At 71.6% G+C, this 24,389-nt stretch carries 20 protein-coding genes; 14 read left to right on the forward strand and 6 right to left on the reverse strand.

The features are described 5' to 3' along the window. Positions 1–56: 56 nt before the first annotated feature. On the reverse strand, positions 57–2,369 hold the full coding sequence (locus ACWCQS_RS10760; protein ID WP_451004101.1) for an FdhF/YdeP family oxidoreductase: 2,313 nt from the start codon (positions 2,367–2,369) through the stop codon (positions 57–59). Positions 2,370–2,548: 179 nt separating this feature from the next. Between ACWCQS_RS10760 and polA the strand changes: the two genes are divergently transcribed. From polA to ACWCQS_RS10785, 5 genes are all read left to right on the forward strand, one after another. Further along, on the forward strand, positions 2,549–5,275 hold the full coding sequence (polA, locus tag ACWCQS_RS10765) for a DNA polymerase I (RefSeq protein ID WP_451004102.1): 2,727 nt from the start codon (positions 2,549–2,551) through the stop codon (positions 5,273–5,275). Between the two features lie 285 nt (positions 5,276–5,560). After that, on the forward strand, positions 5,561–6,025 hold the full coding sequence (locus ACWCQS_RS10770; protein ID WP_451004103.1) for a hypothetical protein: 465 nt from the start codon (positions 5,561–5,563) through the stop codon (positions 6,023–6,025). Between the two features lie 626 nt (positions 6,026–6,651). Then, positions 6,652–8,364 (forward strand): lytic murein transglycosylase, encoded by a 1,713-nt coding sequence (locus ACWCQS_RS10775; RefSeq protein WP_451004104.1) that lies wholly within the window; start codon positions 6,652–6,654, stop codon positions 8,362–8,364. Between the two features lie 163 nt (positions 8,365–8,527). Continuing rightward, complete coding sequence (locus tag ACWCQS_RS10780) at positions 8,528–8,662, forward strand: SPW_0924 family protein (protein WP_153535049.1); 135 nt, start codon at positions 8,528–8,530, stop codon at positions 8,660–8,662. A 28-nt stretch (positions 8,663–8,690) separates the two neighbouring features. Beyond that, positions 8,691–9,683, forward strand: a complete 993-nt coding sequence (locus ACWCQS_RS10785) for a DUF3068 domain-containing protein (RefSeq protein WP_451004105.1) — start codon at positions 8,691–8,693, stop codon at positions 9,681–9,683. Here ACWCQS_RS10785 and hrpB read toward each other — a convergent pair. Continuing rightward, positions 9,673–12,198 carry an ATP-dependent helicase HrpB gene (hrpB, locus tag ACWCQS_RS10790; protein ID WP_451004106.1) on the reverse strand — a complete coding sequence of 842 codons (2,526 nt, stop codon included), beginning with the start codon at positions 12,196–12,198 and terminating at the stop codon, positions 9,673–9,675. The two genes, ACWCQS_RS10785 and hrpB, sit on opposite strands and share 11 nt — an antisense overlap. Positions 12,199–12,246: 48 nt before the next feature. After that, complete coding sequence (locus ACWCQS_RS10795) at positions 12,247–13,104, reverse strand: class I SAM-dependent methyltransferase (RefSeq protein WP_451004303.1); 858 nt, start codon at positions 13,102–13,104, stop codon at positions 12,247–12,249. A 365-nt stretch (positions 13,105–13,469) separates the two neighbouring features. On the opposite strand from ACWCQS_RS10795, the gene rpsA reads away from it, so the two are divergent. From rpsA to ACWCQS_RS10815, 4 genes are all read left to right on the forward strand, one after another. After that, positions 13,470–14,960, forward strand: a complete 1,491-nt coding sequence (rpsA, locus tag ACWCQS_RS10800; protein WP_023551529.1) for a 30S ribosomal protein S1 — start codon at positions 13,470–13,472, stop codon at positions 14,958–14,960. 213 nt (positions 14,961–15,173) lie between these two features. Next, positions 15,174–16,112 (forward strand): PAC2 family protein, encoded by a 939-nt coding sequence (locus ACWCQS_RS10805; protein WP_451004107.1) that lies wholly within the window; start codon positions 15,174–15,176, stop codon positions 16,110–16,112. Positions 16,113–16,157: 45 nt separating this feature from the next. Further along, on the forward strand, positions 16,158–16,769 hold the full coding sequence (gene coaE, locus ACWCQS_RS10810; RefSeq protein ID WP_451004108.1) for a dephospho-CoA kinase: 612 nt from the start codon (positions 16,158–16,160) through the stop codon (positions 16,767–16,769). Positions 16,770–16,829: 60 nt separating this feature from the next. After that, entirely contained in the window at positions 16,830–17,210 is a 381-nt protein-coding gene (locus tag ACWCQS_RS10815) for a tetratricopeptide repeat protein (protein WP_451004109.1), read from the forward strand. Between the two features lie 43 nt (positions 17,211–17,253). Here ACWCQS_RS10815 and ACWCQS_RS10820 read toward each other — a convergent pair whose 3' ends face one another. After that, the gene (locus ACWCQS_RS10820) at positions 17,254–17,550 is read right to left on the reverse strand and encodes a DUF6343 family protein (protein WP_451004110.1); all 297 of its coding nucleotides are present in this window, start codon (positions 17,548–17,550) and stop codon (positions 17,254–17,256) included. Positions 17,551–17,636: 86 nt separating this feature from the next. Here ACWCQS_RS10820 and ACWCQS_RS10825 point away from each other — a divergent pair, with 86 nt between their 5' ends. The 3 genes from ACWCQS_RS10825 (at position 17,637) to ACWCQS_RS10835 (ending at position 19,875) form a co-directional block, all read left to right on the forward strand. Then, entirely contained in the window at positions 17,637–18,557 is a 921-nt protein-coding gene (locus tag ACWCQS_RS10825; RefSeq protein ID WP_451004111.1) for an acyltransferase domain-containing protein, read from the forward strand. Positions 18,558–18,656: 99 nt separating this feature from the next. Then, positions 18,657–19,340: a class I SAM-dependent methyltransferase gene (locus ACWCQS_RS10830; protein ID WP_451004112.1), complete on the forward strand. Its 684-nt coding sequence runs from the start codon at positions 18,657–18,659 to the stop codon at positions 19,338–19,340. Positions 19,341–19,443: 103 nt separating this feature from the next. Further along, positions 19,444–19,875 carry a DoxX family protein gene (locus ACWCQS_RS10835; RefSeq protein WP_451004113.1) on the forward strand — a complete coding sequence of 144 codons (432 nt, stop codon included), beginning with the start codon at positions 19,444–19,446 and terminating at the stop codon, positions 19,873–19,875. A 304-nt stretch (positions 19,876–20,179) separates the two neighbouring features. Here the strand turns inward: ACWCQS_RS10835 and ACWCQS_RS10840 are convergent, their stop codons facing one another. Beyond that, positions 20,180–20,992, reverse strand: coding sequence for an RNA-binding S4 domain-containing protein (locus ACWCQS_RS10840; protein ID WP_451004114.1), 813 nt, complete (start codon positions 20,990–20,992; stop codon positions 20,180–20,182). Between the two features lie 331 nt (positions 20,993–21,323). Between ACWCQS_RS10840 and ACWCQS_RS10845 the strand changes: the two genes are divergently transcribed. Further along, the gene (locus tag ACWCQS_RS10845; RefSeq protein WP_451004115.1) at positions 21,324–22,019 is read left to right on the forward strand and encodes a uracil-DNA glycosylase; all 696 of its coding nucleotides are present in this window, start codon (positions 21,324–21,326) and stop codon (positions 22,017–22,019) included. 59 nt (positions 22,020–22,078) lie between these two features. On the opposite strand, the gene ACWCQS_RS10850 is transcribed toward ACWCQS_RS10845, so the two are convergent. Beyond that, positions 22,079–22,741, reverse strand: a complete 663-nt coding sequence (locus ACWCQS_RS10850; protein ID WP_451004116.1) for a GntR family transcriptional regulator — start codon at positions 22,739–22,741, stop codon at positions 22,079–22,081. Between the two features lie 190 nt (positions 22,742–22,931). Here ACWCQS_RS10850 and ACWCQS_RS10855 point away from each other — a divergent pair, with 190 nt between their 5' ends. Beyond that, positions 22,932–24,389 carry an NCS1 family nucleobase:cation symporter-1 gene (locus ACWCQS_RS10855; protein ID WP_451004117.1) on the forward strand — a complete coding sequence of 486 codons (1,458 nt, stop codon included), beginning with the start codon at positions 22,932–22,934 and terminating at the stop codon, positions 24,387–24,389.

The following is a 24,389-nucleotide window of genomic DNA, read 5'->3' on the forward strand; positions in this document are numbered from 1 at the left end:
CGGCTCCGTTCGTCGTACAGCTGTCTGTTGCGGCTGTCTGATGGCTGAGCAAACGCTCAGTCGGACGCCGATTGTTCCAGACGGGCCTGCGCCTGCGCCGTGTGACCTTCGAGACGTACGACCACGGACTTGCTGGCCGGGGTGTTGCTGGTGTCGGCGGTCGCGTCGAGCGGGACCAGGACGTTCGTCTCCGGGTAGTACGCCGCCGCGCAGCCCCGGGTCGTCGGGTAGTGCACGATGCGGAAACCGGGCGCCCGCCGCTCCACGCCGTCCTTCCACTCGCTCACCAGGTCGACGTACGACCCCTCGGCGAACCCGAGCGCCCGCGCGTCCTCGGGGTGCACCAGCACCACCCGGCGGCCGCCCGTGATGCCCCGGTAGCGGTCGTCCAGGCCGTAGATCGTGGTGTTGTACTGGTCGTGCGAGCGCAGGGTCTGCAGCAGCAGCCGGCCCTCGGGCAGTTCGGGGTACTCCACCGGCGCCGCCGTGAAGTTCGCCTTGCCGGTGGCGGTCGGGAAGCGGCGCTCGTCGCGCGGGGCGTGCGGCAGGGCGAAGCCGCCCGGCCGGGCCACGCGCGCGTTGAAGTCCTGGAAGCCGGGGACCACGCGCGCGATGCGGTCACGGATCGTGGCGTAGTCCTTCTCGAACTCCTCCCACGGCACGACGCTGCTCTCGCCGAGCACGCGGCGCGCGAGGCCGCAGATGATCGCGGGCTCGGACCTCAGCCGCGGGCTCGCGGGCGCCAGCCGCCCGCGCGAGGCGTGCACCATGCCCATCGAGTCCTCGACGGTCACGAACTGCTCGCCGCTCGCCTGCAGGTCCCGCTCGGTGCGGCCCAGCGTGGGCAGGATCAGCGCCCGCGCGCCCGTGACGACGTGCGAGCGGTTGAGCTTGGTCGACACGTGCACCGTCAGCCGCGCCCGGCGCATCGCGGCCTCGGTGACCTCGGTGTCGGGGGAGGCGGAGACGAAGTTGCCGCCCATGGCGAAGAACACCTTCGCCTCGCCGTCGCGCAGCGCGCGGATGGCCCGTACGACGTCGAAGCCGTGCTCGCGCGGTGGTGCGAACCCGAACTCCTTCTCCAGCGCGTCCAGGAAGGCGGGCGCGGGCCGCTCGAAGATGCCCATCGTGCGGTCGCCCTGGACGTTGCTGTGCCCGCGCACCGGGCACACGCCCGCGCCCGGTCGGCCGATGTTGCCGCGCAGCAGCAGGAAGTTGACCACCTCGCGGATGGTCGGGACGGCGTGCTTGTGCTGGGTGAGGCCCATGGCCCAGCAGACGATGGTGCGCTTCGAGGCGAGCGCCATGCCGAGGGCCTGCTCGATCTCCGCGCGCGTGAGGCCCGTCGCCTTCAGGGTCTCGTCCCAGTCGGCGGCGCGCGCGACCTCGGCGAACTCCTCGAAGCCGTGGGTGTGCTCGCGGACGAAGTCCTCGTCGACCGCGCCCTCCGTCTCCAGAACGAGCTTGTTGAGGAGGCGGAAGAGGGCCTGGTCGCCGCCGATGCGGATCTGCAGGAACAGATCGGTGAGGGCGGCGCCCTTCAGCAGGCCCTGCGGGGTCTGCGGGTTCTTGAACCGCTCCAGGCCGGCCTCGGGCAGCGGATTGACGCTGATGATCCTCGCGCCGTTCGCCTTGGCCTCTTCCAGGGCGGAGAGCATGCGGGGATGGTTCGTCCCCGGGTTCTGCCCCGCGACGATGATCAGGTCGGCCTTGTGGAGGTCCTCCAGCAGGACGCTGCCCTTGCCGATGCCGATGGTCTCGCTGAGCGCCGACCCGGACGACTCGTGGCACATGTTGGAGCAGTCCGGCAGGTTGTTCGTGCCCAGCTCGCGGGCGAACAGCTGGTACAGGAACGCGGCCTCGTTGCTGGTGCGGCCCGAGGTGTAGAAGACGGCCTCGTCGGGGGAGGAGAGGGCGGCGATCTCCTCGGCGACGATGTCGAAGGCGCGCTCCCAGCCGACCGGCTCGTAGTGCGTGCCGCCCTCGGCGAGATACATGGGGTGTGTCAGCCGGCCCTGCTGCCCCAGCCAGTACCCGCTCCTCGTCGCCAGGTCGGCCACGGAGTGCGCGGCGAAGAACTCCGGGGTGACCCGGCGCAGGGTGGCCTCCTCGGCCACCGCCTTCGCGCCGTTCTCGCAGAACTCCGCCTTGTGCCGGTGCTCCGGCTCCGGCCAGGCGCAGCCCGGGCAGTCGAACCCGTCCTTCTGGTTCACCCGCAGCAGGGTCAGCGCCGTGCGCCGCACGCCCATCTGCTGCTGGGCGATGCGCAGCGTGTGCCCGATGGCAGGCAGCCCCGCCGCCGCGTGCTTCGGCTCCGTGACCTGCGGCGCGTCCTGAACCGGATCACCCTTGGGCGGCTTCGTCGCCATCGCACGCTCCCCTTCGACTGCGTGTGAGAAGTACGGTGCCGATCCTCCCACGGGCCACCGACAACCGTGCCCGAGGGCAGACAAGAACACCGGCACTCCCGGTGACCGAGGGCAACCCTGCGCAGCCCGCCACTCGGTCCCGGACCGGAGTGTCAGTGCGGCGTGGCAGGATCGGGGACGTGGCAGAGACAGCATCGAAGAAGACCGACCAGACCCCCGGCGGTACCCGTCCCCGGCTGATGCTCATGGACGGGCACTCCCTGGCCTACCGCGCGTTCTTCGCGCTGCCCGCGGAGAACTTCACGACCGCGACCGGCCAGCCGACGAACGCGATCTACGGCTTCGCGTCGATGCTGGCCAACACCCTGCGTGACGAGGCGCCCACGCACTTCGCCGTGGCCTTCGACGTCTCGCGCAAGACCTGGCGCTCCGAGCGGTTCACCGAGTACAAGGCGAACCGCTCCAAGACTCCGGACGAGTTCAAGGGCCAGGTGGAGCTGATCGGCGAGCTCCTAGACGCGATGCACGCGCCCCGCTTCGCCGTGGAGGGGTACGAGGCGGACGACGTCATCGCCACCCTCGCCACCCAGGCCGAGGCCGAGGGCTTCGAGGTGCTTATCGTCACCGGCGACCGCGACTCCTTCCAGCTGGTCTCCGACCACATCACCGTGCTCTACCCGACCAAGGGCGTCTCGGAGCTGACCCGGTTCACCCCGGAGAAGGTTTTCGAGAAGTACGGATTGACGCCCGCCCAGTACCCGGACTTCGCGGCCCTGCGCGGCGACCCGTCCGACAACCTCCCCGGCATCCCCGGCGTCGGCGAGAAGACCGCGGCGAAGTGGATCAACCAGTTCGGTTCGTTCGCGGAGCTGGTCGAGCGAGTCGACGAGGTCAAGGGCAAGGCCGGGCAGAACCTCCGCGACCACCTGGAGTCGGTCAAGCTCAACCGCGTCCTCACCGAGCTGGAGCGCCAGGTCGAGCTGCCCAAGGCGGTCGCCGACCTGGAGCGGGCCGCGTACGACCGCAAGGCCGTCACGATGGTCCTGGACACCCTGGAGATTCGCAACCCGTCCCTGCGCGAGCGTCTCTTCGCCGTCGACCCCGGCGCCGAGGAGGCCGAGGTCACGCCGATCACCACCGACGGCGTGGAGCTGGACGGCAAGATCCTGCGCACCGGCGAGCTGGCCCCCTGGCTCGCCGAGCACGGCGCCGAGACCCTGGGCGTCGCCACCGTCGACACCTGGGCGCTGGGCACCGGCTCGGTCGCCGAGATCGCCCTGGCGGCGGCCGGGGGAGCGGCCGCCTGGTTCGACCCGGCCGAGCTGGACGAGGCCGACGAGAACGCGTTCGCGGCCTGGCTGGCCGACGCCGGCCGCCCCAAGGTGTTCCACAACGCCAAGGGCGCCATGCGCGTCTTCGCCGAGCACGGCTGGTCCGTCGAGGGCGTGACCATGGACACCGCGCTCGCCGCCTACCTGGTCAAGCCGGGCCGGCGCTCCTTCGACCTGGACGCGCTGTCCCTGGAGTATCTGCACCGCGAGCTGGCGCCCGCCGCCGCGGCCGACGGCCAGCTGGCCTTCGGCGCGGACGACGGCGCCGAGGCCGAGGCCCTGATGATCCAGGCCCGCGCGGTCCTGGACCTCGGTGAGGCCTTCGGCACCCGCCTGGAGGAGGTCGGCGCGGCCGACCTCCTGCGCGACATGGAGCTGCCCACCTCCGCCCTGCTCGCCCGCATGGAGCGCCACGGCATCGCGGCGGACCGCGCGCACCTGGAGGCGATGGAGCAGACGTTCGCGGGCGCCGTGCAGCAGGCCGTGAAGGAGGCGCACGCGGCCGCCGGCCACGAGTTCAACCTGGGCTCGCCCAAGCAGCTCCAGGAGGTCCTCTTCGGCGAGCTGGCCCTGCCGAAGACGAAGAAGACCAAGACCGGCTACACCACGGACGCCGACGCGCTGGCCTGGCTCGCCGCCCAGACCGACAACGAACTGCCGGTGATCATGCTCCGCCACCGCGAGCAGGCGAAGCTGCGGGTCACGGTCGAGGGCCTGATCAAGACGATCGCGGGCGACGGCCGTATCCACACCACGTTCAACCAGACGGTGGCCGCGACCGGCCGCCTGTCCTCCACGGACCCGAACCTCCAGAACATCCCGGTCCGCACGGACGAGGGCAGGGCGATCCGCCGCGGCTTCGTGGTCGGCGAGGGCTTCGAGTCCCTGATGACCGCCGACTACAGCCAGATCGAGCTGCGCGTGATGGCCCACCTCTCCGAGGACGAGGGCCTGATCCGGGCGTTCACCTCCGGCGAGGACCTGCACACCACGGCCGCCTCCCAGGTGTTCGGCGTCGAGCCGACCGCGGTGGACGCGGAGATGCGCCGCAAGATCAAGGCGATGTCGTACGGCCTGGCCTACGGCCTCTCCGCCTTCGGCCTCTCCCAGCAGCTGAACATCGAGGCGGCCGAGGCACGCGCCCTGATGGACGCCTACTTCGAGCGCTTCGGCGGCGTCCGGGACTACCTCCGCCGGGCGGTCGACGAGGCCCGGGCGACGGGCTACACGGCGACCCTCTTCGGCCGCCGCCGCTACCTGCCCGACCTCAACAGCGACAACCGTCAGCGCCGCGAGGCCGCCGAGCGGATGGCCCTCAACGCCCCGATCCAGGGCACGGCCGCCGACATCGTCAAGATCGCCATGCTGAAGGTGGACAGCGCCCTGCGGGCAGCGGACCTGAAGTCCCGCATGCTCCTGCAGGTCCACGACGAAATCGTCCTGGAGATCGCCCCCGGCGAGCGCGCGGCCGCCGAGCAGATCGTCCGCCACGAGATGTCCAACGCCGTCGACCTCCGAGCCCCGCTGGACGTCTCGGTCGGCGTCGGCCCGGACTGGGAGTCGGCAGCGCACTAGCCTGCGGCGCTCGGGCGGAGGGGCATCAGCCTGCGGAGGTCGGGCGGAGGGGGCGTTGCGGCCGAGGCCGGCCGCAACGCCCCCTCCGCCACCGCAACGGCGCTCAGCCCCCACGGCGCTCTCCGGCGGTGCCGGACCCACCGCAGTCCACGCCTCCGCCCCGCCCCACCAGCACAAGAACCCGCCACCCACACAGAGCACGTCGGCCGAACCCCCGGAGGGCCCCGTCACTCACGTGGACCCTGCCAAAACGCCCCCCACCCCCACAGCCGCAAAACTGCGGGCATGGGTATACGCATGCTTCACCGCCGGACGCCCGAGGCAGACACCCGGGCCTGGGCGGACGCCGCCTCGGCGCAGGCCATGCCCGCCTCGCCGGTCCCGGCCTTCGCGGCCGACGCAAGCACCGCCCGCATCCCCGTCGAGCTGACCGCGACCGTCCACAGGGCCGCCACGAACCTCCGGTACAGACTCACCGGCCTGACCGCCCCCGTGGACCGCGCCCCCGACTGGCGCCAGTGGGCCGACCTCGCTCGCGGCTATCTCGCCCTCGCGCTCACCGCGATCCCGAGACCGCGCCCCCGGCGCACCCTCACCGTCTTCGTCGCGTCCCTCACCGACCGACCGGCCGCCCCCGGCCCGCACCGCTCATCCCATCGGGATCACCTGGATCACCCGGATCACCGCGATCACCGCGATCACCGAGACGCCCAGGACCGTCCGGAACCGGACCCCGACGCCGGCCCCTGACCGCGACGGCGTACGGACCGGCCCGGCGCCCGCCGAAGCCGCACGGTGGGCACCGGATCCCGCGGCCGCTCCGGCGCACCCATGAGCGCCCACCGGCGCGCCGCCTCGGCCAGTGCACAGCCCCCGATGGCCGGAACCAGCCGCGTCCGCGGAGACGTACCTCCGTACCACCGTGACCACGCGTGCACGCGTGCGTGCCGCACCGCAGCGCGGCACCACGGCCGGCCGCCCCTGCCGACCCAGGGGCGACCTGAAGGCTCCGGCGAACGCGTGCGTGACCGCGCCGAATTCCCCGCCACCCGACAGGACACTCGTCGCTTAGCAGGGCATGTCGGGCGCGTGGCACGAACGGCCGCCGTATGGCCGAGCGTGACCGGTACCCGCTTATGGGGCGTACGCGACAACAGGAGTTGGCCAACCGGTGAAAACGGGCGGGAACGGGTCCCGACCTCAAGCAAGTTGTCGTAGGGTCACCTGCGGCGCGCCTGGCAGGCACGCCGCCGAACACACGTCGCACGGATGGAAGGACGCCACAGGGGCAACCGGAACAGCGGGTCAACCGTCACACCAGTGCGAGGCAGACAGACGGAGAAGGACTCACGCAGTCCACAGGAGGGGTTCACTCGATGGCGGCGCATTTCGGAAGGCGGCTGCGCAAGGGGGCGGCGACCACCGCCGTGGCCGCGGCGGCGGTCGCGGCTCTGTCCGCGTCCCAGGCTCCGGGAGTGCCCGGCGAGGACCACGGCAGACAGTCGACGGCCGGCGCCTCCGCTCCCGTACCCGACGCGCCCTCCGATGGCAACGCCACCGGCAACTCGCCGTACTACACGGACCTGCCGCCGCTGAACAGCCCCGACCCCAGCCCCTCGCCGAGCGCCACCGTCACCCCCGTCGCCCAGGGCGACGCCGAGGCCGGCATCCCGGCGACGGTCCTCGACGCCTACAAGAAGGCCGAGGCCGAACTGCGTTCCGCCAAGCCCGGCTGCAATCTGCCCTGGCAGCTGCTCGCCGCGATCGGCAAGGTCGAGTCGGGCCAGGCCAGCGGCGGCCGGGTCGACGCCGACGGCACCACGATCGGCCGGATCCTGGGCCCGGCGCTCGACGGCAACGGCTTCGCGCTCATCAAGGACACCGACCACGGCCTCTACGACGGCAACACCGAGTACGACCAGGCCGTCGGCCCCATGCAGTTCATCCCGTCGACCTGGGCCTGGGCCGGCCGCGACGGCAACGGCGACGGCAAGAAGGACCCCAACAACGTCTACGACGCCGCCCTCGCCGCCGGCCACTACCTGTGCCGCAATGGCTGGGACCTCTCGCGCGAGGACGAGCTGCACAGCGCGATCCTCAGCTACAACAACTCGCAGGACTACCTGAACACCGTCCTGTCGTGGCTGGAGTACTACCGCAAGGGCACCCACTCCGTGCCCGACGGCACCGGCAGTGTGCCCACCCACCGCAGCGACGACGGCACCCCGCGCGCCAACTCCCCGAAGCACTCGAAGGCGCCGAAGACCAAGCCCGACCCGAAGCCCAGCACGCCTGGGAACGGGAGCCCCAGCCCGACCCCGCCGAAGCCGCCCGTCCCGCCGAAGCCCCCGCAGACCCCCACCGACACCGTGGACCACCTGCAGGACGCGGGCACCGCCAAGCTCACCGCGATGGCCGGGCACGCCTTCACCGACCAGATCGGCACCCGCGCCGAGACCAAGGCCGGCAAGGCCGTCGCCAAGGTCAGGGTCCGGTTCACCATCACCGGGGACACCGACGCCACCTTCGCCGGCGGCGAGACCGTGGCCACGGTCACCACCGACGCCAAGGGCGTCGCCCTCGCACCGGCCCTCCAAGCGGGCGAGAAGACCGGCGACTTCAAGGTCATGGCCACCGTCGTGGGCCGCACGGTCAAAGGCCTCGGCTACTCGGCCACTGTCACCGAGCGCGCCGCCGACACCCTGGCCCGCACCAGCGACACCCCGCCGACCTGCACCCCGGGCGGCGAGTTCGCCGACCAGGTCCAGGTGAAGGCGACGTACAAGGGCGCCGTCGCGGACAAGGTCGCGGCCACCGCCACCCTCATCAAGTCCGACACCGACGCCACCGAGAACGACAAGGGCCCGTACTTCAAGGACGCCGACGGCAAGCCCATTCGCACCCTCACCGGCCTCCAGACGGACGACAAGGGCCTGCTGACCCTGCCGAAGCTGTACGCGGACGACACCACCGGCACCTTCCTGCTCCGCATCACCACCGCCGGTGGAGCGACGCTCACCGTCGAACTGAAGGTCGCCGCCGCCGACTCCTCGCCGAGCCCGTCCCCGAGCCCGTCCGCCTCTTCCTGAGTACGACCGGCATCACGCGAGGGCGCCCTCCCCGCACGGCGGGGAGGGCGCCCTCGTTCGTGCGTGCACCGCTGTTCTCATCTCACCCGCCCGTTGCTACGGTGCCGAACCTGACGCACCATCAGGAACCCATGGGGACACGACCGTCCGCCGGGAGGCCCGTATGCGCGCCCTGATCGCCGCCGCGACCGGTCTGGCCCTCGCGCTCGCCCTGGTCCTGGCGATGACCGCCATGGGTACGCCGACGGGCCGGACATCCCCCAAGCCGCTGCTGACGACGGTGCCCTCGCATCCGTAGCCGCGCCCGTCCGGGAGGGAGGCCTTCCATGCGCCGCAAGGCAAGCCTGGTCCTGCTCGCCTGCGCCGTCTTCTGCGCGGCGCTGTCCCCGCTCATGCGCTGGTACGCCTTCCCGCGCCTGGCCAGGATCCCCGCGAACCAGTACCAGGACATGGTCCTGGAGGCCAAGGGCGCCACCCTCCTCGACTACGGCACCATGCGCGCGAGGAAGGTCTCCAAGGTCACCATCGTGCAGACCCTCAAGGGCGACGTGGCGGCCGCGCGGAAGATCGAGAGGACGGCGGGCCGGCCGGTCGTCGTCTGGGACAGCCTCTCCTACGTCCAGGGCCCCGACGGCAAGATGGTCTCCAAGGTCCCCGAGCGCTACATCTTCGACGCCCACAGCCAGGACCCCGTGCACGCCACCGGCGAGATGGTCGACGGCGACCCCGTGACCCGCCAGGGCATCGAGTTCAAGTGGCCCTTCCTGACCGAGAAACGCGACTACGAGTACTTCGACGCCCAGACCCGCACCACCAGCCCCATCCACTACAAGGGCACCCGGACCTTCCGCGGCCTGAAGGTCTACTACTTCGAGCAGACCATCCCCTGGACCAAGGTCCCCATGCCGAAGACCATGCCCGTCCAGGGCATCACGCCGGAGTCGGTCGCCAGGACGGGCACCACCCGCTGGTACAGCACGGTCCGCAGGTTCTGGGTCGAACCCGTCACCGGCGCGCCCGTCTACGGCGAGGAACTCCACAAGGAGGAACTGCGCGGCGGCACCCTGCTCGGCGGCCGGGACAGGGTCACCGCGTTCGCCGGGGACGTGAAGATGCGCGAGGACTACATCGAGCACACGGTCGCCCTGGTCAAGCACAACCGCACCCTGGTGCTGACACTCACCTCGTACGTCCCCTGGGGCTCCCTGGCCGCGGGAGTCCTGCTCCTGGCCCTGTCCCTCTGCCTGGAGGCCCGGGCCCGCCGCCCCCAGGACCCGGCGCCCACCGAACCGGCCGAACCCGAACCGGTCAGCGCCTGAGCCGGGCGTTGGTGTGCCGGGTGGGCTCGGCGGTCGCCGGGTCCTCGGGCCACGGATGCTTCGGATACCGCCCGCGCAGCTCGGCCCGGACGACCCGGTAGCCGTCCCGCCAGAAGGAGGCGAGGTCGGCCGTGACGGCGGCGGGCCGCCCGGCGGGGGAGAGCAGATGCACGAGCAGCGGCACCCCGGCGACGGCCGGCGTCTCGCGCAGCCCGAACATCTCCTGCAGCTTCACTGCGAGCACGGGCCGCTCCGGATCCCGATAGTCGATCCGGATTCTGGACCCACTCGGCACGGTGATCCGCTCCGGTGCCAACTCCTCCAGCCGTGCTGCTTCGCCGGTCGCCCACGGCAGCAGTCGCGTCAGCGCCTGCCCGGCGTCGATCCGGCCGAGATCGGACCGCCGCCGGGCCCGGCTCAGCTCCGGCTCCAGCCAGTCGTCCACGCGCGCGTGCAGCGCGTCGTCGGACACGTCCGGCCATGGCTCACCGAGATGCACCCGCAAGAAAGCGAGCCGCTGCCGAAGCGATTCGGCGTCGGGCGTCCACCGCAGCACCCCGAGCCCTTCCTGCCGCAGTCCTTCGAGCAGGGCCCCGCGTACGAGTGCCGGATCGGCGTCCTTCAGCGGCCGTACGGCCAGCTCGATGGCGCCGAGCCGCTCGACACGCCGGGCTACGACGTCGCCGTCGGCCCAGTGGACCTCGTCCCGCTCGGCGCGCAGAGTCCCGGCGGCGGCGAGTGCCACACCCTCGTCGACGGCGGCTCCGAGCCGCACGCGCGCGTGGCCCGTACCGGAGGGCCGATCGGCGACGGCGACGACGATCCAGGACGCTCCCCGCAACGCCGACCCATCGCTCAACTCGGCCCGCGTGCCGGAGGCCAGCAGATACGACCCACCGTCGCGCTTGGCCACCCGCTCGGGAAAGGCGAGCGCGGCGACGACCCCGGCGAGCCGCTCATCACCGGTAGTTGGTCCGACCTCAAGGGCACTTTCTGCCTGACGGCCACGGGCCAAGGGGTCGGAAAACTCCTGTGAGACGGCCCGCAGCCGCCGTACCTCCGCAGCCCACCGCCCCGCATAGGCGTCACCCGCACGCCGCGCACGACGCAACGCACCGGCGAGATCATCCCCGTAATCCCGCGGCACCTCTTCGGAGAGCAGCGCGACGACCTCCGCACCCCCGCCACCGGTGTCCACCAGTGCCCGCCCCAACCGAGGGTGCACCCCCAGCCGAGCCAGCCGCACACCCACGGACGTGACCCGGCCGACGGAGTCCACCGCCCCCACCGCCGTCAACGCGGAGCGGGCCGCCGCCATCGCGCCACCCGGCGGAGGATCGAGCAACGTGAGACCGGAGGCGTCCGGATCGCCCCAGCAGGCCGCCTGCAGGGCGAACGCGGTCAGGTCGGCCACCCTGATCTCCGGCGCCGGAAACGCCGGCAGACGCCCGTCCTCGGCTTCGGACCAGCACCGGTACACCGCCCCCGGCGCCTCCCGTCCGGCCCGCCCCGCCCGCTGCCTGCCGGCCGCCCGCGACGCCCGTACCGTCGTCAGCCCGCTCAGCCCGCGCGCGTGGTCCACCCGCGGCTCCCGCGCAAGCCCCGAGTCCACCACCACCCGCACTCCGGGCACCGTCAGCGAGGACTCCGCCACCGAGGTCGCCAGCACCACCCGGCGCCGCCCCGCGGGCGACAGCACCGCGTCCTGCACGGCGGCCGGCGCCCGCCCGTGCACCTGGAGCACGTCCACGTCCCCCACCTCGCCCAGTTGCCCCGCCACGCGCGCGATCTCCCCCACACCGGGCAGGAAGCACAGCACGTCCCCGTCCCGCTCGGCCAGCGCCCGCCGCACCACCGACGCCACATGCGCCGTCAGCGCCGGATCGGCCCGCATCCCGTGCGGCGGCCGTACCGGACGTACCGGAGGCGCCCACACGACCTCCACCGGATGCGCGGTGCCCTCCGCCTCGACCACGGGCGCTCCGCCCAGCAGCCGAGCCCAGCCCTCGGCGTCGGTCGTCGCCGACGCGGCCACCAGCCGCAGCTCCGGTCGCAGGGTCTGCCGTACGTCCCACAGGAAGGCGGCCACCGTGTCGGCGTCCAGATGCCGCTCGTGGCACTCGTCCAGCACGACGCTGTCGACGCCGGCCAGCTCCTGATCGCGCTGCAGTCGCTGCAGCAGCACACCGGTCGTCACGACCTCCACGCGCGTGTGCCGCCCCGCGACGCGCTCGCCGCGCACCGTGAAGCCGACGCTGTCGCCCGGCTTCTCGCCCAGCAGCCACGCCATCCGCCGGGCCGCCGCCCGTGCCGCGATCCGGCGCGGTTCCGCCACCACGACCCGCCGCGCGGGCCCGCCCCCGACCAGCCCCGCCAGCACGAGCGGCACCAGCGTCGTCTTGCCGGTGCCGGGCGGCGCCACGAGCACGGCGGTGCCGCCCTCCTCCAGGGCCTCGGTCAGGGCGGGCAGAGCCGAGCGCACGGGCAGCGCGTCCAGGGCGTCGTAACGGATCACGCCCCCAGTGTCGTACGCCGCCCGAAACGCTCTTCACACGCGCGTGCGTCAGCCGATCCCGCCGAGCGCCCGGTCCCGCTCGCACACGAAGATCGCCGTCCCCGGGATCAGACGGCCCCGCAGCGGGGACCAGCCGCCCCACTCCGCGGTGTTCCAGGCCGGCCACTCCGGCTCCACCAGGTCCACCAGGCGGAAACCGGAGGCCACGATGTCCCGGACCCGGTCGCCGAGCGTCCTGTGGTGCTCGACGTAGACCGCGCTGCCCTGCTCGTCCTGCTCCACATAGGGCGTGCGGTCGAAGTAGGAGGACGACACGGACAGACCCTCGGGGCCCGGCTCGTCCGGGAACGCCCAGCGGATCGGGTGCGTCACCGAGAAGACGAACCGGCCGCCCGGCCGCAGCACCCGGTGCACCTCGCGCAGCACCAGCCGCGGGTCGGCGACGAAGGGCAGCGCCCCGTACGCGGAGCAGGCCAGATCGAAGGAACCGTCCGCGAAGGGCAGCGCGCCGGCGTCGGCACAGACCAGCGGAAACGATCCGCCGATGCGTAGCGCGTGCTGCAGCTGGCGGTGCGAGAGGTCCAGGGCCACCGGGCGGGCCCCCTGCGCGGCCAGCCAGCGCGCGCACTGCGCCGCGCCCGCGCCGATCTCCAGGACCTCCTTGCCCTTCAGCTCCTCCGGCGGGCCGAGCAGCTCGGCCTCCACCTCGTCCAGGCCCTCCGGACCCCACACGAAGCGGTCGTCGCCGAGGAACGTGCCGTGCTCGACCTGGTACTCGTCCGCGTTGCGGTCCCACCAGCCCCGATTGGCCCGTGCGCTCTCCGTGACACCGGCGTCACGGCGTGTCGCCTCCGGCTCGAACGCCTCGGGTCCCTCGGGCTCATACGCTTCCGGCTCTTGGATGATCGGCTCCCTCGTCGTACTCTTCCGTCCAACCCGCCAGGGTCCGACACGGAGGCGGTCCCACAGGCCTGCCTGGCCTCAAAGGACGCTTCTTCTGCCGGTTATGCGGCGATCTGCCCCGGGTGTGCGCCTTCGCGCATTGACCATGTCCGGCTGCCCCCGTATGCTACAAGTTGCGCTGCGGGCCTGCGCTCCTCAGACGTAGCAGGCTGCGCTCGCATCTGTTGTATGTCCCCTCGGTTGTCGAGGCGCCGTCACCAGTATCTGGTGGGGCGCTTCCTTGGCTGTCCGGCTTCTGCAGAGCGAAACGGGCTCCCGGCGTAAGCAGTACCTACGACTTCAATGTCCGTACCGGAGCCCTTTCCCACATGACGAGCAGCACCGAGACCACCGCCACCACCCCGCAGGTAGCGGTCAACGACATCGGTAACGAGGAAGCCTTCCTCGCAGCGATCGACGAGACGATCAAGTACTTCAACGACGGCGACATCGTCGACGGCGTCATCGTGAAGGTCGACCGGGACGAGGTCCTGCTCGACATCGGTTACAAGACCGAAGGTGTCATCCCGAGCCGCGAGCTCTCGATCAAGCACGACGTCGACCCGAACGAGGTCGTGGCCGTCGGCGACGAGATCGAGGCCCTGGTCCTCCAGAAGGAGGACAAGGAAGGCCGCCTGATCCTCTCGAAGAAGCGCGCCCAGTACGAGCGTGCCTGGGGCACCATCGAGAAGATCAAGGAAGAGGACGGCATCGTCACCGGTACCGTCATCGAGGTCGTCAAGGGTGGTCTCATCCTCGACATCGGCCTCCGCGGCTTCCTCCCGGCCTCCCTGGTCGAGATGCGCCGCGTCCGCGACCTCCAGCCGTACGTCGGCAAGGAGCTCGAGGCGAAGATCATCGAGCTGGACAAGAACCGCAACAACGTGGTCCTGTCCCGCCGTGCCTGGCTCGAGCAGACCCAGTCCGAGGTCCGCCAGACGTTCCTCACGACCCTGCAGAAGGGTCAGGTCCGCTCCGGTGTGGTCTCCTCGATCGTCAACTTCGGTGCCTTCGTGGACCTGGGTGGCGTCGACGGTCTGGTCCACGTCTCCGAGCTGTCCTGGAAGCACATCGACCACCCGTCCGAGGTCGTCGAGGTCGGCCAGGAGGTCACCGTCGAGGTTCTCGACGTCGACATGGACCGCGAGCGCGTCTCCCTGTCGCTGAAGGCGACCCAGGAAGACCCGTGGCAGCAGTTCGCCCGCACCCACCAGATCGGCCAGGTCGTGCCCGGTAAGGTCACGAAGCTGGTTCCGTTCGGTGCGTTCGTCCGCGTGGACGAGGGCATCGAGGGTCTGGTCCACATCTCCGAGCTGGCCGAGCGCCACGTGGAGATTCCGGAGCAGGTCGTCCAGGTCAACGACGAGATCTTCGTCAAGGTCATCGACATCGACCTCGAGCGTCGCCGGATCTCGCTGTCCCTGAAGCAGGCCAACGAGTCCTTCGGTGCCGACCCGGCGTCGGTCGAGTTCGACCCGACCCTGTACGGCATGGCCGCGTCCTACGACGACCAGGGCAACTACATCTACCCCGAGGGCTTCGACCCGGAGACCAACGACTGGCTTCCGGGCTACGAGAAGCAGCGCGAGGAGTGGGAGCGCCAGTACGCCGAGGCGCAGGCCCGCTTCGAGCAGCACCAGCAGCAGGTCATCAAGTCCCGCGAGGCCGACGCCGCTGCTGCGGCCGAGGGTGGCGAGGCTGCGGCTCCGGCCGCGACCGGCGGTTCGTACTCCTCCGAGGGCGCGGACACCTCCGGTGCGCTGGCCTCGGACGAGGCGCTGGCCGCGCTGCGCGAGAAGCTCGCCGGTGGCCAGAGCTGAACGCTAGCCGCTGGGCTTAGCCGATAGCCGGCTCTGAGGGGCCGTACCTTTCGAGGTACGGCCCCTCAGGCGTTCGGGGCGGCCTTCCTGTTCTTCGCGTGCCGGTTCGTCATGGCCTACCCGTCCGTGAGATCGCTGATCAGCGGCGTGTCGCGGGAATGACCGCGTTCCAGGGGGCGTTGACCCTGAGGAACACGAGGAGGAGCGGTCACAGTGCTTGATCCGCAGGGTTTGTACGCATGGGAGCCGAAGGGCCTCGCCGTCGTCGACATGGCGCTCGCCCAGGAGTCGGCCGGCCTTGTCATGCTCTACCACTTCGACGGATACATCGACGCGGGCGAGACCGGCGACCAGATCGTCGACCGGCTGCTCGACTCACTGCCCCACCAGCTCGTCGCCCGTTTCGACCACGACCGGCTCGTGGACTACCGGGCCCGCCGGCCCCTGCTGACCTTCAAGCGGGACCGCTGGACCGACTACGAGGTCCCTGCCATCGAGGTCCGCCTCGTCCAGGACACCACGGGTGCCCCCTTCCTGCTGCTCTCCGGGCCCGAGCCGGACGTGGAGTGGGAGCGGTTCGCGGCGGCCGTACGGCAGATCGTGGAGCGGCTCGGCGTCCGCCTCTCCGTGAACTTCCACGGCATTCCCATGGGCGTCCCGCACACCCGCCCGGTGGATCTCACCCCGCACGGCAATCGCACCGACCTCGTCCCGGGCCACCGCAGCCCCTTCGAGGAGGCGCAGGTGCCCGGCAGCGCCGAGTCGCTGGTGGAGTACCGCCTGATGGAGGCCGGGCACGACGTCCTCGGCGTCGCCGCGCACGTCCCGCACTACATCGCGCGCTCGCCGTACCCGGACGCCGCCCTGACCGTCCTGGAGGCCGTCACGGCCGCCACCGGGCTGGTGCTCCCGGGCATCGCGCACTCGCTGCGCACGGACGCGCACCGCACCCAGACGGAGATCGACCGGCAGATCCAGGAGGGCGACGAGGAACTCACCGCGCTCGTCCAGGGCCTGGAGCACCAGTACGACGCCGCTGCGGGCGCCGAGACCCGGGGCAACATGCTCGCCGAGTCGGTGGACATCCCGTCCGCCGACGAGATCGGGCGCGAGTTCGAGCGGTTCCTGGCGGAGCGGGAAGGCGAGAACTGACCTCCGCCGGGCCCGCTGTCAGTGGCAGGGCCTAAGCTTCCGGACATGCTGAAGGTGGGCCTGACCGGTGGGATCGGCGCCGGCAAGAGCGAGGTGTCACGGCTGCTCGTGGAGCATGGGGCCGTGCTGATCGACGCGGACCGCATCGCGCGTGAGGTCGTGGCGCCGGGCACTCCGGGCCTCGCCGCCGTGGTCGAGGCCTTCGGCGAGGACGTCCTCTCCGCGGACGGCAGCCTGGACCGGCCCAGACTGGGCTCGATCGTCTTCTCCGACCCGGAGAAGCTCGCCGTCCTCAACTCGATCGTGCACCCCCTGGTGGGCGCCCGCTCCCGCGAGCTGGAGGAGGCCGCGGCCGCCGACGCCGTGGTGATCCACGACGTGCCCCTCCTCACGGAGAACGGCCTGGCGCCGCTGTACGACCTCGTGGTGGTCGTGGACGCGAGCACCGAGACCCAGCTCGACCGGCTGGTCCGGTTGCGCGGGATGACCGAGGAGGACGCACGCGCGCGCATGGCCGCGCAGGCGACCCGCGAGCAGCGCAGACAGATCGCGGACATCGTGATCGACAACGACGTCCCGCTGGACGCGCTGCACAAGCGCGTCGCCGAGGTGTGGGAGGACCTCGTACGGCGGGCGCGCGAGGGTACCGCGCAGTAGCGCCGGAATAGCGGCCCTCCCGCGGGCGTTGAAAGCGTGCAGTGAGGGAAGGACTCTGCCGTGCCCGAGACCAGCGGTTCCACCGGACGTACGCCGGAGACGCATGTCATCGACTTCCGTGCAGCCGAGCAGCTGCTCAACTCACGGGACCCCAGGGGCGCGGTGAAGCTGCTCGACCCGGTCATCGCCGCGCACCCGGAGAACACCGCGGCCCGGCTGCTGCGCGCGCGTGCGTTCTTCGCCGCGGCACAACTGCGGCCCGCCGAGCTGGAGTTCACGATCGTGCTGGAGCGCGAGCCGGACAACGCGTTCGCGCACTTCGCCCTGGCCCGCACCTACGAACGCCAGGGCCGCCCCGACCAGGCCAAACGCCATTTCCGTCTCGCGGCCGCGCTGGACCCGAACCCGAGGTACCTGAAGGCGGCACGCTTCGACGACTGACCCTTCGGCGACCGAGTGACCAGGGGCCGACCAGCCTGGTCGATCACGGATGCCGGTGCCTCGGCGGGCCCGGGAACGGTGGTCCGCTGTCCGGCGGCCGGTACGGCGGCACATCACGCCCCGGCTGATAGTGCGGGCCCTGCCGGATGTGTCTGACGATCATGGCCATGTCGACGGTGACCACCAGCCACAGCACCCCGCAGGCCGCCGCCCAGCCGGGGCGTCCGAGGAGCGCGAACGCCACCGTGCCGAAGACCGCCCAGACCAGCCCCCACACGGACAGCCAGAACCGCGCCCGCAGAGCACTGCGCGCGGTCGCCGGTTCACTACCCGTACGCATCGGAACACCACTCCTGCTTGCAACGTACTCTTCGGTGACGACGTACACCAACGGCGCTCGACCGTCGCTCGTCGAAGGGGGATTCCTTGCTGCCGGACGCCGACGACCTGCCCCAACTGCTCCTCGACCTGGCCGTACCGCACGAGGACATCAACGATCTGGTGGCCGGGCTGCGCCGGGTGACCGGTGACCCGGGAGTGCTCGGGCTCCTGGAGGAGTGCGTCGAGGAGTTGTTCCGCGGCCCGGAGGGGACCGGCCACCCACCCGATCTCGGCGAGCTCTTCGACGCGGCGCCGGCCGAGCTGACCGGTGTCTTCCCCGTGTACGTCTTCGTCGCCGCGGCCCCGCACACCCTCGCCCGGCACCGGGAACGCGGCATCCCGCCCGAGGTCTCCCGGCGCACCCTGGCCGACCTGGGCCGTCAGATGGCCGTGCACCGCAGACGGCACGGTACGACCGGCGTGCATGCGCGGCGCTGGCTCGTCCGCCACTTCCGGGGCGAGCTCTACCAGCTGGGCCGGCTGCAGTTCGAGCGGGCGCGGCTCGGACAGCGCTCGGCTCCCGTGCTCGCGGCGGCCGGCCTGGACGCCGCCCCCGGCACACCCTGTCTGAACCTGCACATCCCCGACTTCCACGGCCCGCTGACCCCGTCCGCCTGCGACCGCTCGCTGGCCTGGGCTCGCGAGTTCTTCGCCGTGCACTTCCCCGAGGAGCGGCCGGTGGCCGCACTGTGCCACTCCTGGCTGCTCGACCCGCAGTTGAAGCGGTACCTGCCGGCCGACTCCAACATCGTCCGCTTCCAGGACCGGTTCCGCACCGTCCGCGAGGACACCGAGCCGGCCGACACCGAACCCGTCCAGTTCGTCTTCGGCGACCCCGACCTGCCGGCCGCGGAGCTGCCCGCACGCACGTCCGTGGAGCGGGCCGTGGGGGACCATCTGCGGGCGGGCGGGCACTGGTACATCGGGCGCGGGTGGTTTCCGTTGCCGGCCGGACAGTGGGGCTGAGCTCAGGTCGAACAGGGCGAAGCAACTCGAACGGGTGAACTGTCGGCGCACGGGAACGGCCGTGCGGGGGCGGCCCGTTGTTCGGGCATGACGGTCGAAATGCGTGAGGGATACGAGGGCACGGGACCCGGTGCGATCACCCCGGACGGCTGCGCGGTCGAGCTGTACGAGCGGCTGCCGGTGGGCGACGAGCCGGACATCATCGCCGGGGCCGTACCGGCCGGGGCGCACATCCTGGAACTGGGCAGCGGAGTGGGTCGGATGACCCACCCCCTGCTCGAGCGCGGCTTCACGGTCACGGCGGTGGACGAGTCCGCCGACATGCTGAGCCGGATCCGCGGGGCGCGCACGATATGCGGCCCCATCGAGCAACTGGACCTGGGCGGCGAGACGTTCGGCGTGGTGATGCTGGCGTCGTTCCTCGTGCACGCCGGTGACGAGGAGGTGCGCCGAGGTCTGCTGCGCACCTGCGCCCGGCATGTGGCGAAGGACGGCTGCGTGCTCATCCAGCGGGAGGGAGAGGACTACCACACGAACGTGCCCAGGGAGCGGGTCGACCCGAGCGGCTTCACCGTACGGATCGTCTCCTCGGAGCCGGTCGGCAACGGCGTGAACTCGGTCCACGTCGAGTACGACTTCCCGGACGCGCACTGGACCCACACGTTCCTGGCCCGGCCGCTGACCAAGGAGCAGTTCGAATCGGCACTGGAGGAAGCGGGGCTGGAGGTGGACACGTATCTGACACCGGACCGCATGTGGGTGCGGGCGGTGCCGAAGGCATAGCGGGCACTCGGGCGGACGGGGCTGCCCGACAGCGATGAGTTCCCGGACCCTGTCCGGTCTACCTCGGTGAAAGCAATCGGCACCGCTTCCCCAGGAGACCCTCATGTCCGAGACCACCGCTCCCGTCACCCCCACCGGCTCCCTCAGCGGCCGCAGGCGCGCGGCCCGGGTCGCGCTGCGGACCGTGCAGGTGCTGCTCGCGTTGTTCTACGGCATCGCGAGCGCGCTGCCCAAGCTCATCGCGCACCCCTCGGCCGTCGAGTCCTTCGACAAGATCGGCTGGGGCAGCGGGGCCATGTACACCATCGGCGCGCTCGAACTTGCCGGAGCCGTCGCGCTGTTGATCCCCGTGCTGCAGTCCGTGGCGGCGATCGCGCTCAGCGCGCTGATGGTGGGCGCGTTCATCGTCCAGCTCACGGTCTTCGACGGCCAGAACGCGGCGACCCCGCTGATCCTCATGGTGCCGCTCACCCTGATCGCCTGGGCCCGCCGCGAGCACAACGGGGAGCTGCTGCGGTTGCTGCGGCGGCGGTGACCCGGGCGCGGCACCGACGCCGTCGGCCGGGCACGGGGGCCGGCCGACGGCGCGGACCGCTTGGTGTGGGGTGCGGGTTTCGGGTCGCTGTCCGCGGTGACGCCTGTCGGTCGCGTGGGATGCGGGTCCGTGTCGCTGGTGTGGGGTTTGGTGCGGAGGCGCGGACCGGTTCCTGCGGGGTGCGGCTTTCGGGTCGCTGTCCACGGTGATGCCCGTGGGCCGCGTGGGATCCGGATCCATGCCGGCCGGTCGAGGGCTTTCGGTCGGCGGTGCAGACCGGTTCCTGCGGGGTGCCGATTTCGGGTCACCGTCCCCGGGGATGCCCACCGGTCCCGCCGGACCCGGATCCACCGCGCTTGCCGGACCCACCGGACCTGCCGGACCCGCCGGATCCACCGCGCGCACCGGACCCGCCGCGGCCGCCCGATCTGGGCCCACCGCGGCCCCCGGGCCCACCAGGGCTGCCGGGCCCACCAGGGCTGCCGGGCCCACCCGGGCTGGCGAAGCCGCCGGGGGCTGGGGCGGCGCCGAAGGCGCCGGAGCCACCCGGAAGACTTGGGCCCGCGAGGCCGCGGAGGCGCTCCATCTCGCGGCGGTCGCGCTTGGTCGGGCGGCCGGTGCCGCGGTCGCGAAGCCCGGCGGGGGCAATGGCCTCGCGGGGCGGAGGCGGCGGGGAGTTGTCGACGTAGCACTGGGCGGCCACGGGAGCGCCGACCCGCTTGCGGATCAGGCGCTTGACGATCACGATCCGTTCCCGGCCCTCGTGCCGTAGGCGCACCTCGTCGCCGACGCGCACGGAGTAGGCGGGCTTCACCCGCTCGCCGTTCACATGGACGTGGCCGCCCCGGCAGGCGGCGGCGCCCAGGGAACGCGTCTTGATCAGACGCACGGCCCAGATCCAGCTGTCGATCCGGACCGTCTCACCCTTGCCCGGCCCCGCGGCCTCGGCGGCGGCCACCGCGCCGGCGATCTTCGAATCGGCCGGCTGCTCGGTGGAGGCGCCGGACCCCAGGGCGTCCTGTGAGTCCTGTGAGTCCTGGGCGTCCTCGGCGGAGCGGGGCCCATCCGGTCCGCTGGTCCCACGGTTCACGTTCTCGTCCGCATCCTCGGAAGCCATGCCCCCGACCTTAACTCCCCGGGCCGGGTGAGCCGGAGGCGATTTTCCCTGGATGGCGGGGTGCCGGGTGCCGGGTGCCGGGTGTCCTGGGCGCCGGGTGTCTTGGGCGCCGGTGCAGCGCACGGCCCGGCCGCCCCGCCTGGCGGACCCCGATGAATGCGCCGTGCCTCGCTGGTGCCGTAGTCCCCCGCCCCTCCCGCAGTCGGCTGCGGCGGACATCCGCGGTGCGCGTGGCCGGCGGTCGGTGCCCGTGCCGGTGGCGATCCGCGGGTTCGCGGCGGCGGCCCTGGGCGCGGCGTGCACGAGGGCCGATGGGGCATACGGTGGCCGTATGGACGACAGCAGCGCCCTCGCCCGGCTCGACCGGCGGGTCGCGGACTGCAGGGCCTGTCCTCGGCTGGTCGAATGGCGCGAGGAGGTGGCCCGGACGAAACGGGCCGCGTTCGCCGACTGGACGTACTGGGGCCGGCCGGTGCCCGGCTTCGGCCCCGCCGACGCACGGCTGGTGATCATCGGGCTGGCCCCCGCCGCGCACGGCGGCAACCGCACCGGCCGGATGTTCACCGGCGACCGCTCCGGAGACGTGCTCTACCAGGCGCTGTACGACGAGGGGCTCGCCTCGCAGCCCACGTCCGTCAGTGCCGACGACGGGCTGGAACTGTACGGCGTCCGTGTCACCGCGCCCGTGCACTGCGCCCCGCCCGCCAACAAGCCGACCCCCGGCGAGCGGGACACCTGCCGCCCCTGGCTGGTACAGGAGCTGAGGCTGCTGCGCCCGACACTGAGGGCCGCGGTCGTGCTCGGTGCCTTCGGCTGGCAGGCCGCGCTGCCCGCGTTCAGCGAGGCGGGCTGGACCGTGCCCAGGCCCCGCCCGGCCTTCGCCCACGGCACCCGGGTCGCGCTCGACGGCCTGGACCTCTTCGGCTGCTTCCATGTCAGCCAGCGCAACACCTTCACCGGCCGGCTCACCGCGGAGATGCTCCGCGAAGTACTGGGCACGGCAGCGGAGGCAGCCGGCCTGCGGTGACCGATCTCCAGCCGCCGCCCTTCGCCCGCCATCCGCCCGCCAGAGCCCGCAGTGGTCCTTCAGCCGGCGTCGCTGGGGTCGGTTCCGAACAGGTGCCGTACCGTCGAGCGGTAGTTGGCGCGGACGTGGTCGAGTGCGTGAGCGCGGGCGCGGTCGGGGTCACCGGAGGCGATCGCCTCGTACAACTCGCGGTGCTCGGTGAGGAGTTGGGGCCATTCCTCGTTCCGTCGGGTGAGCCAGCGCAGGCGGCCGTCGACCGGCTCCATGACCGAGATCAGCAGGCTGTTGCCGGCCAGGGCGCGGATGCCGTCGTGGAAGCGCGTGTTGATGTCCGTGATCGCCTCGGCGTCGCCCTCCTTCGTCGCCCGCGCCGCCTGGTCGAGCAGGTCCCGCAGCTCCGCCAGGGCCTCGGGGGTCACCCTGGACGCCGCCAGCCCCGCCGCGTACACCTCCAGCGCCTCGCGCAGCTCGAAGAGTTCTCTGACGTCGGTCGGATCCAGTCGGCGTACCACCGTGCGGCGGGCCGATTCGAAGAGGACGAAGCCTTCGGCGACCAGCGCACGGATCGCCTCCCGCACCGGCACGCGGGAGACCCCGAACCGCTCGGCGAGCTCCCGTTCGACGAGTCGGTCACCGGGGCCGAGGCGCCCGGAGATGATGTCCTCCCGCAGGCTCGCCAGGACGCGCTCGCGCACCGCGCCCAGGGGTTCGATCTTCGTCATGGCCCCATCTTCGCCGACACGGGGCGACTTTTACGGGGTCGTAACGGCAACGACATCGGTCCGAACGCTTGACGGCTGCACTATGTCAGGAGTTTGGTATACCAAACGCGACTGGCTGTCGGCCTCCCTGCCGGTGGTCCGTCCGAGTTCCTGCGGTATGGCCCCTTCGTCCCCCTGTCCAGGAGGCCCCGTGTCCCTCGCCGACCGCGCCGAAGCCACCGGCGTACCCGCCTTCGTCCCCGACCCCCGTCTCGTCAACGAGGACCTCGCCCCCGCCGAGCGGCGGAACTGGAAGGTCTTCGATCTCTTCGCCATGTGGATGTCCGACGTCCACAACCTCGGCAACTACACCTTCGCCGCCGGCCTGCTGGTCCTCGGCATGAACGTCTGGCAGGTCTTCACCTCCCTGCTCGTCGGCTTCGTGCTCATCTACGCCGGCATGAACTGGATGGGCAGGATCGGCCAGCGCCACGGCGTGCCCTTCCCGGTGGTCAGCCGGATCAGCTTCGGCGTCTGGGGCGCCAACATCCCCGCGCTGATCAGGGCCGTGATCGCCATCATGTGGTACGGCATCCAGACCTATCTGGCCTCCGTCGCCGTCAACGTGATGCTGCTGGCGGCCTGGCCGGGCCTCGACTCCCTCACCCACCACTCCTTCCTCGGCCTGAACGCGCTCGGCTGGATCTCCTTCGTCTCGCTCTGGCTGATCCAGGCGCTGATCATCAGCCAGGGCATGGAGGCCGTGCGGAAGTTCCAGGACTTCTGCGGTCCGGCGATCTGGCTGGTGATGATCGCACTGGCCCTCTGGGTCCTGGCCAAGGCGCACTGGAGCATCTCGCTCACCTCCACCCCGCACCCGGTGTCCACCGGTGAGCAGTGGCGGCAGTGGTTCGGCGCGATCGGCCTGATCCTCGCCACCTACGGCACGCTGATGCTCAACTTCTGCGACTTCTCCCGCTTCGCGCCCGACTACAGGACCGTCCGGCGCGGCAACTTCTGGGGACTGCCCATCAACTCCACCGCGTTCGTGGTCGTCTCCGTGATCGTCACGGCCGGCTCGCTGAAGGCGTTCGGACAGGCCATCACCGACCCGGCGGAACTGGTCGCCAAGGTCGGCAACACCTGGGTGCTCGTGATCGCCGCGTTCACGTTCGCGGTCGCCACCATGGGCGTCAACATCGTCGCCAACTTCGTCTCACCGGCGTACGACCTCGCCAACGTCTGGCCGCAGAAGATCACCTTCAAGGTCGGCGGCATGATCAGCACGGTGGCCGCGCTGCTCGTCACCCCCTGGAACCTCTTCTCCAACCCGACCGTCGTCAACTACTTCCTCGGCGGCCTCGGTGCCTTCCTGGGCCCGCTGTTCGGCGTGATCATGGTCGACTACTACTGGGTCAAGCGCGGCAAGGTCGACGTCGACGCGCTGTTCGACGCCCGGCAGGGCACCCCGTACCACTACCGCAGGGGCGTCAACCCGACGGCGTTGTGGGCGTTCCTGCCCTCCGCCGCGGTGGCCGCCGTGGTGGCGCTGGTGAAGAGCTTCAGCGATGTGGCGCCGTACTCCTGGTTCATCGGCACGGCACTCGCCGCCGGCCTGTACGCCCTGCTGACCCGCCGGGAGCGCGCGACGACGGCGAGGGAGGTCTGA

It is taken from the genome of Streptomyces sp. NPDC002076, from assembly GCF_053593835.1.

What these genes read in the sequence shown, in the direction of transcription:
- ACWCQS_RS10760 (WP_451004101.1), bottom strand. Translation starts at nt 2,369, where the DNA reads ATGGCGACGAAGCCGCCCAAGGGTGATCCGGTTCAGGACGCGCCGCAG.
- ACWCQS_RS10770 (WP_451004103.1), top strand. Translation starts at nt 5,561, where the DNA reads ATGGGTATACGCATGCTTCACCGCCGGACGCCCGAGGCAGACACCCGG.
- ACWCQS_RS10775 (WP_451004104.1), top strand. Translation starts at nt 6,652, where the DNA reads ATGGCGGCGCATTTCGGAAGGCGGCTGCGCAAGGGGGCGGCGACCACC.
- ACWCQS_RS10780 (WP_153535049.1), top strand. Translation starts at nt 8,528, where the DNA reads ATGCGCGCCCTGATCGCCGCCGCGACCGGTCTGGCCCTCGCGCTCGCC.
- ACWCQS_RS10785 (WP_451004105.1), top strand. Translation starts at nt 8,691, where the DNA reads ATGCGCCGCAAGGCAAGCCTGGTCCTGCTCGCCTGCGCCGTCTTCTGC.
- rpsA (WP_023551529.1), top strand. Translation starts at nt 13,470, where the DNA reads ATGACGAGCAGCACCGAGACCACCGCCACCACCCCGCAGGTAGCGGTC.
- coaE (WP_451004108.1), top strand. Translation starts at nt 16,158, where the DNA reads ATGCTGAAGGTGGGCCTGACCGGTGGGATCGGCGCCGGCAAGAGCGAG.
- ACWCQS_RS10820 (WP_451004110.1), bottom strand. Translation starts at nt 17,550, where the DNA reads ATGCGTACGGGTAGTGAACCGGCGACCGCGCGCAGTGCTCTGCGGGCG.
- ACWCQS_RS10830 (WP_451004112.1), top strand. Translation starts at nt 18,657, where the DNA reads ATGCGTGAGGGATACGAGGGCACGGGACCCGGTGCGATCACCCCGGAC.
- ACWCQS_RS10835 (WP_451004113.1), top strand. Translation starts at nt 19,444, where the DNA reads ATGTCCGAGACCACCGCTCCCGTCACCCCCACCGGCTCCCTCAGCGGC.
- ACWCQS_RS10840 (WP_451004114.1), bottom strand. Translation starts at nt 20,992, where the DNA reads ATGGCTTCCGAGGATGCGGACGAGAACGTGAACCGTGGGACCAGCGGA.
- ACWCQS_RS10845 (WP_451004115.1), top strand. Translation starts at nt 21,324, where the DNA reads ATGGACGACAGCAGCGCCCTCGCCCGGCTCGACCGGCGGGTCGCGGAC.
- ACWCQS_RS10850 (WP_451004116.1), bottom strand. Translation starts at nt 22,741, where the DNA reads ATGACGAAGATCGAACCCCTGGGCGCGGTGCGCGAGCGCGTCCTGGCG.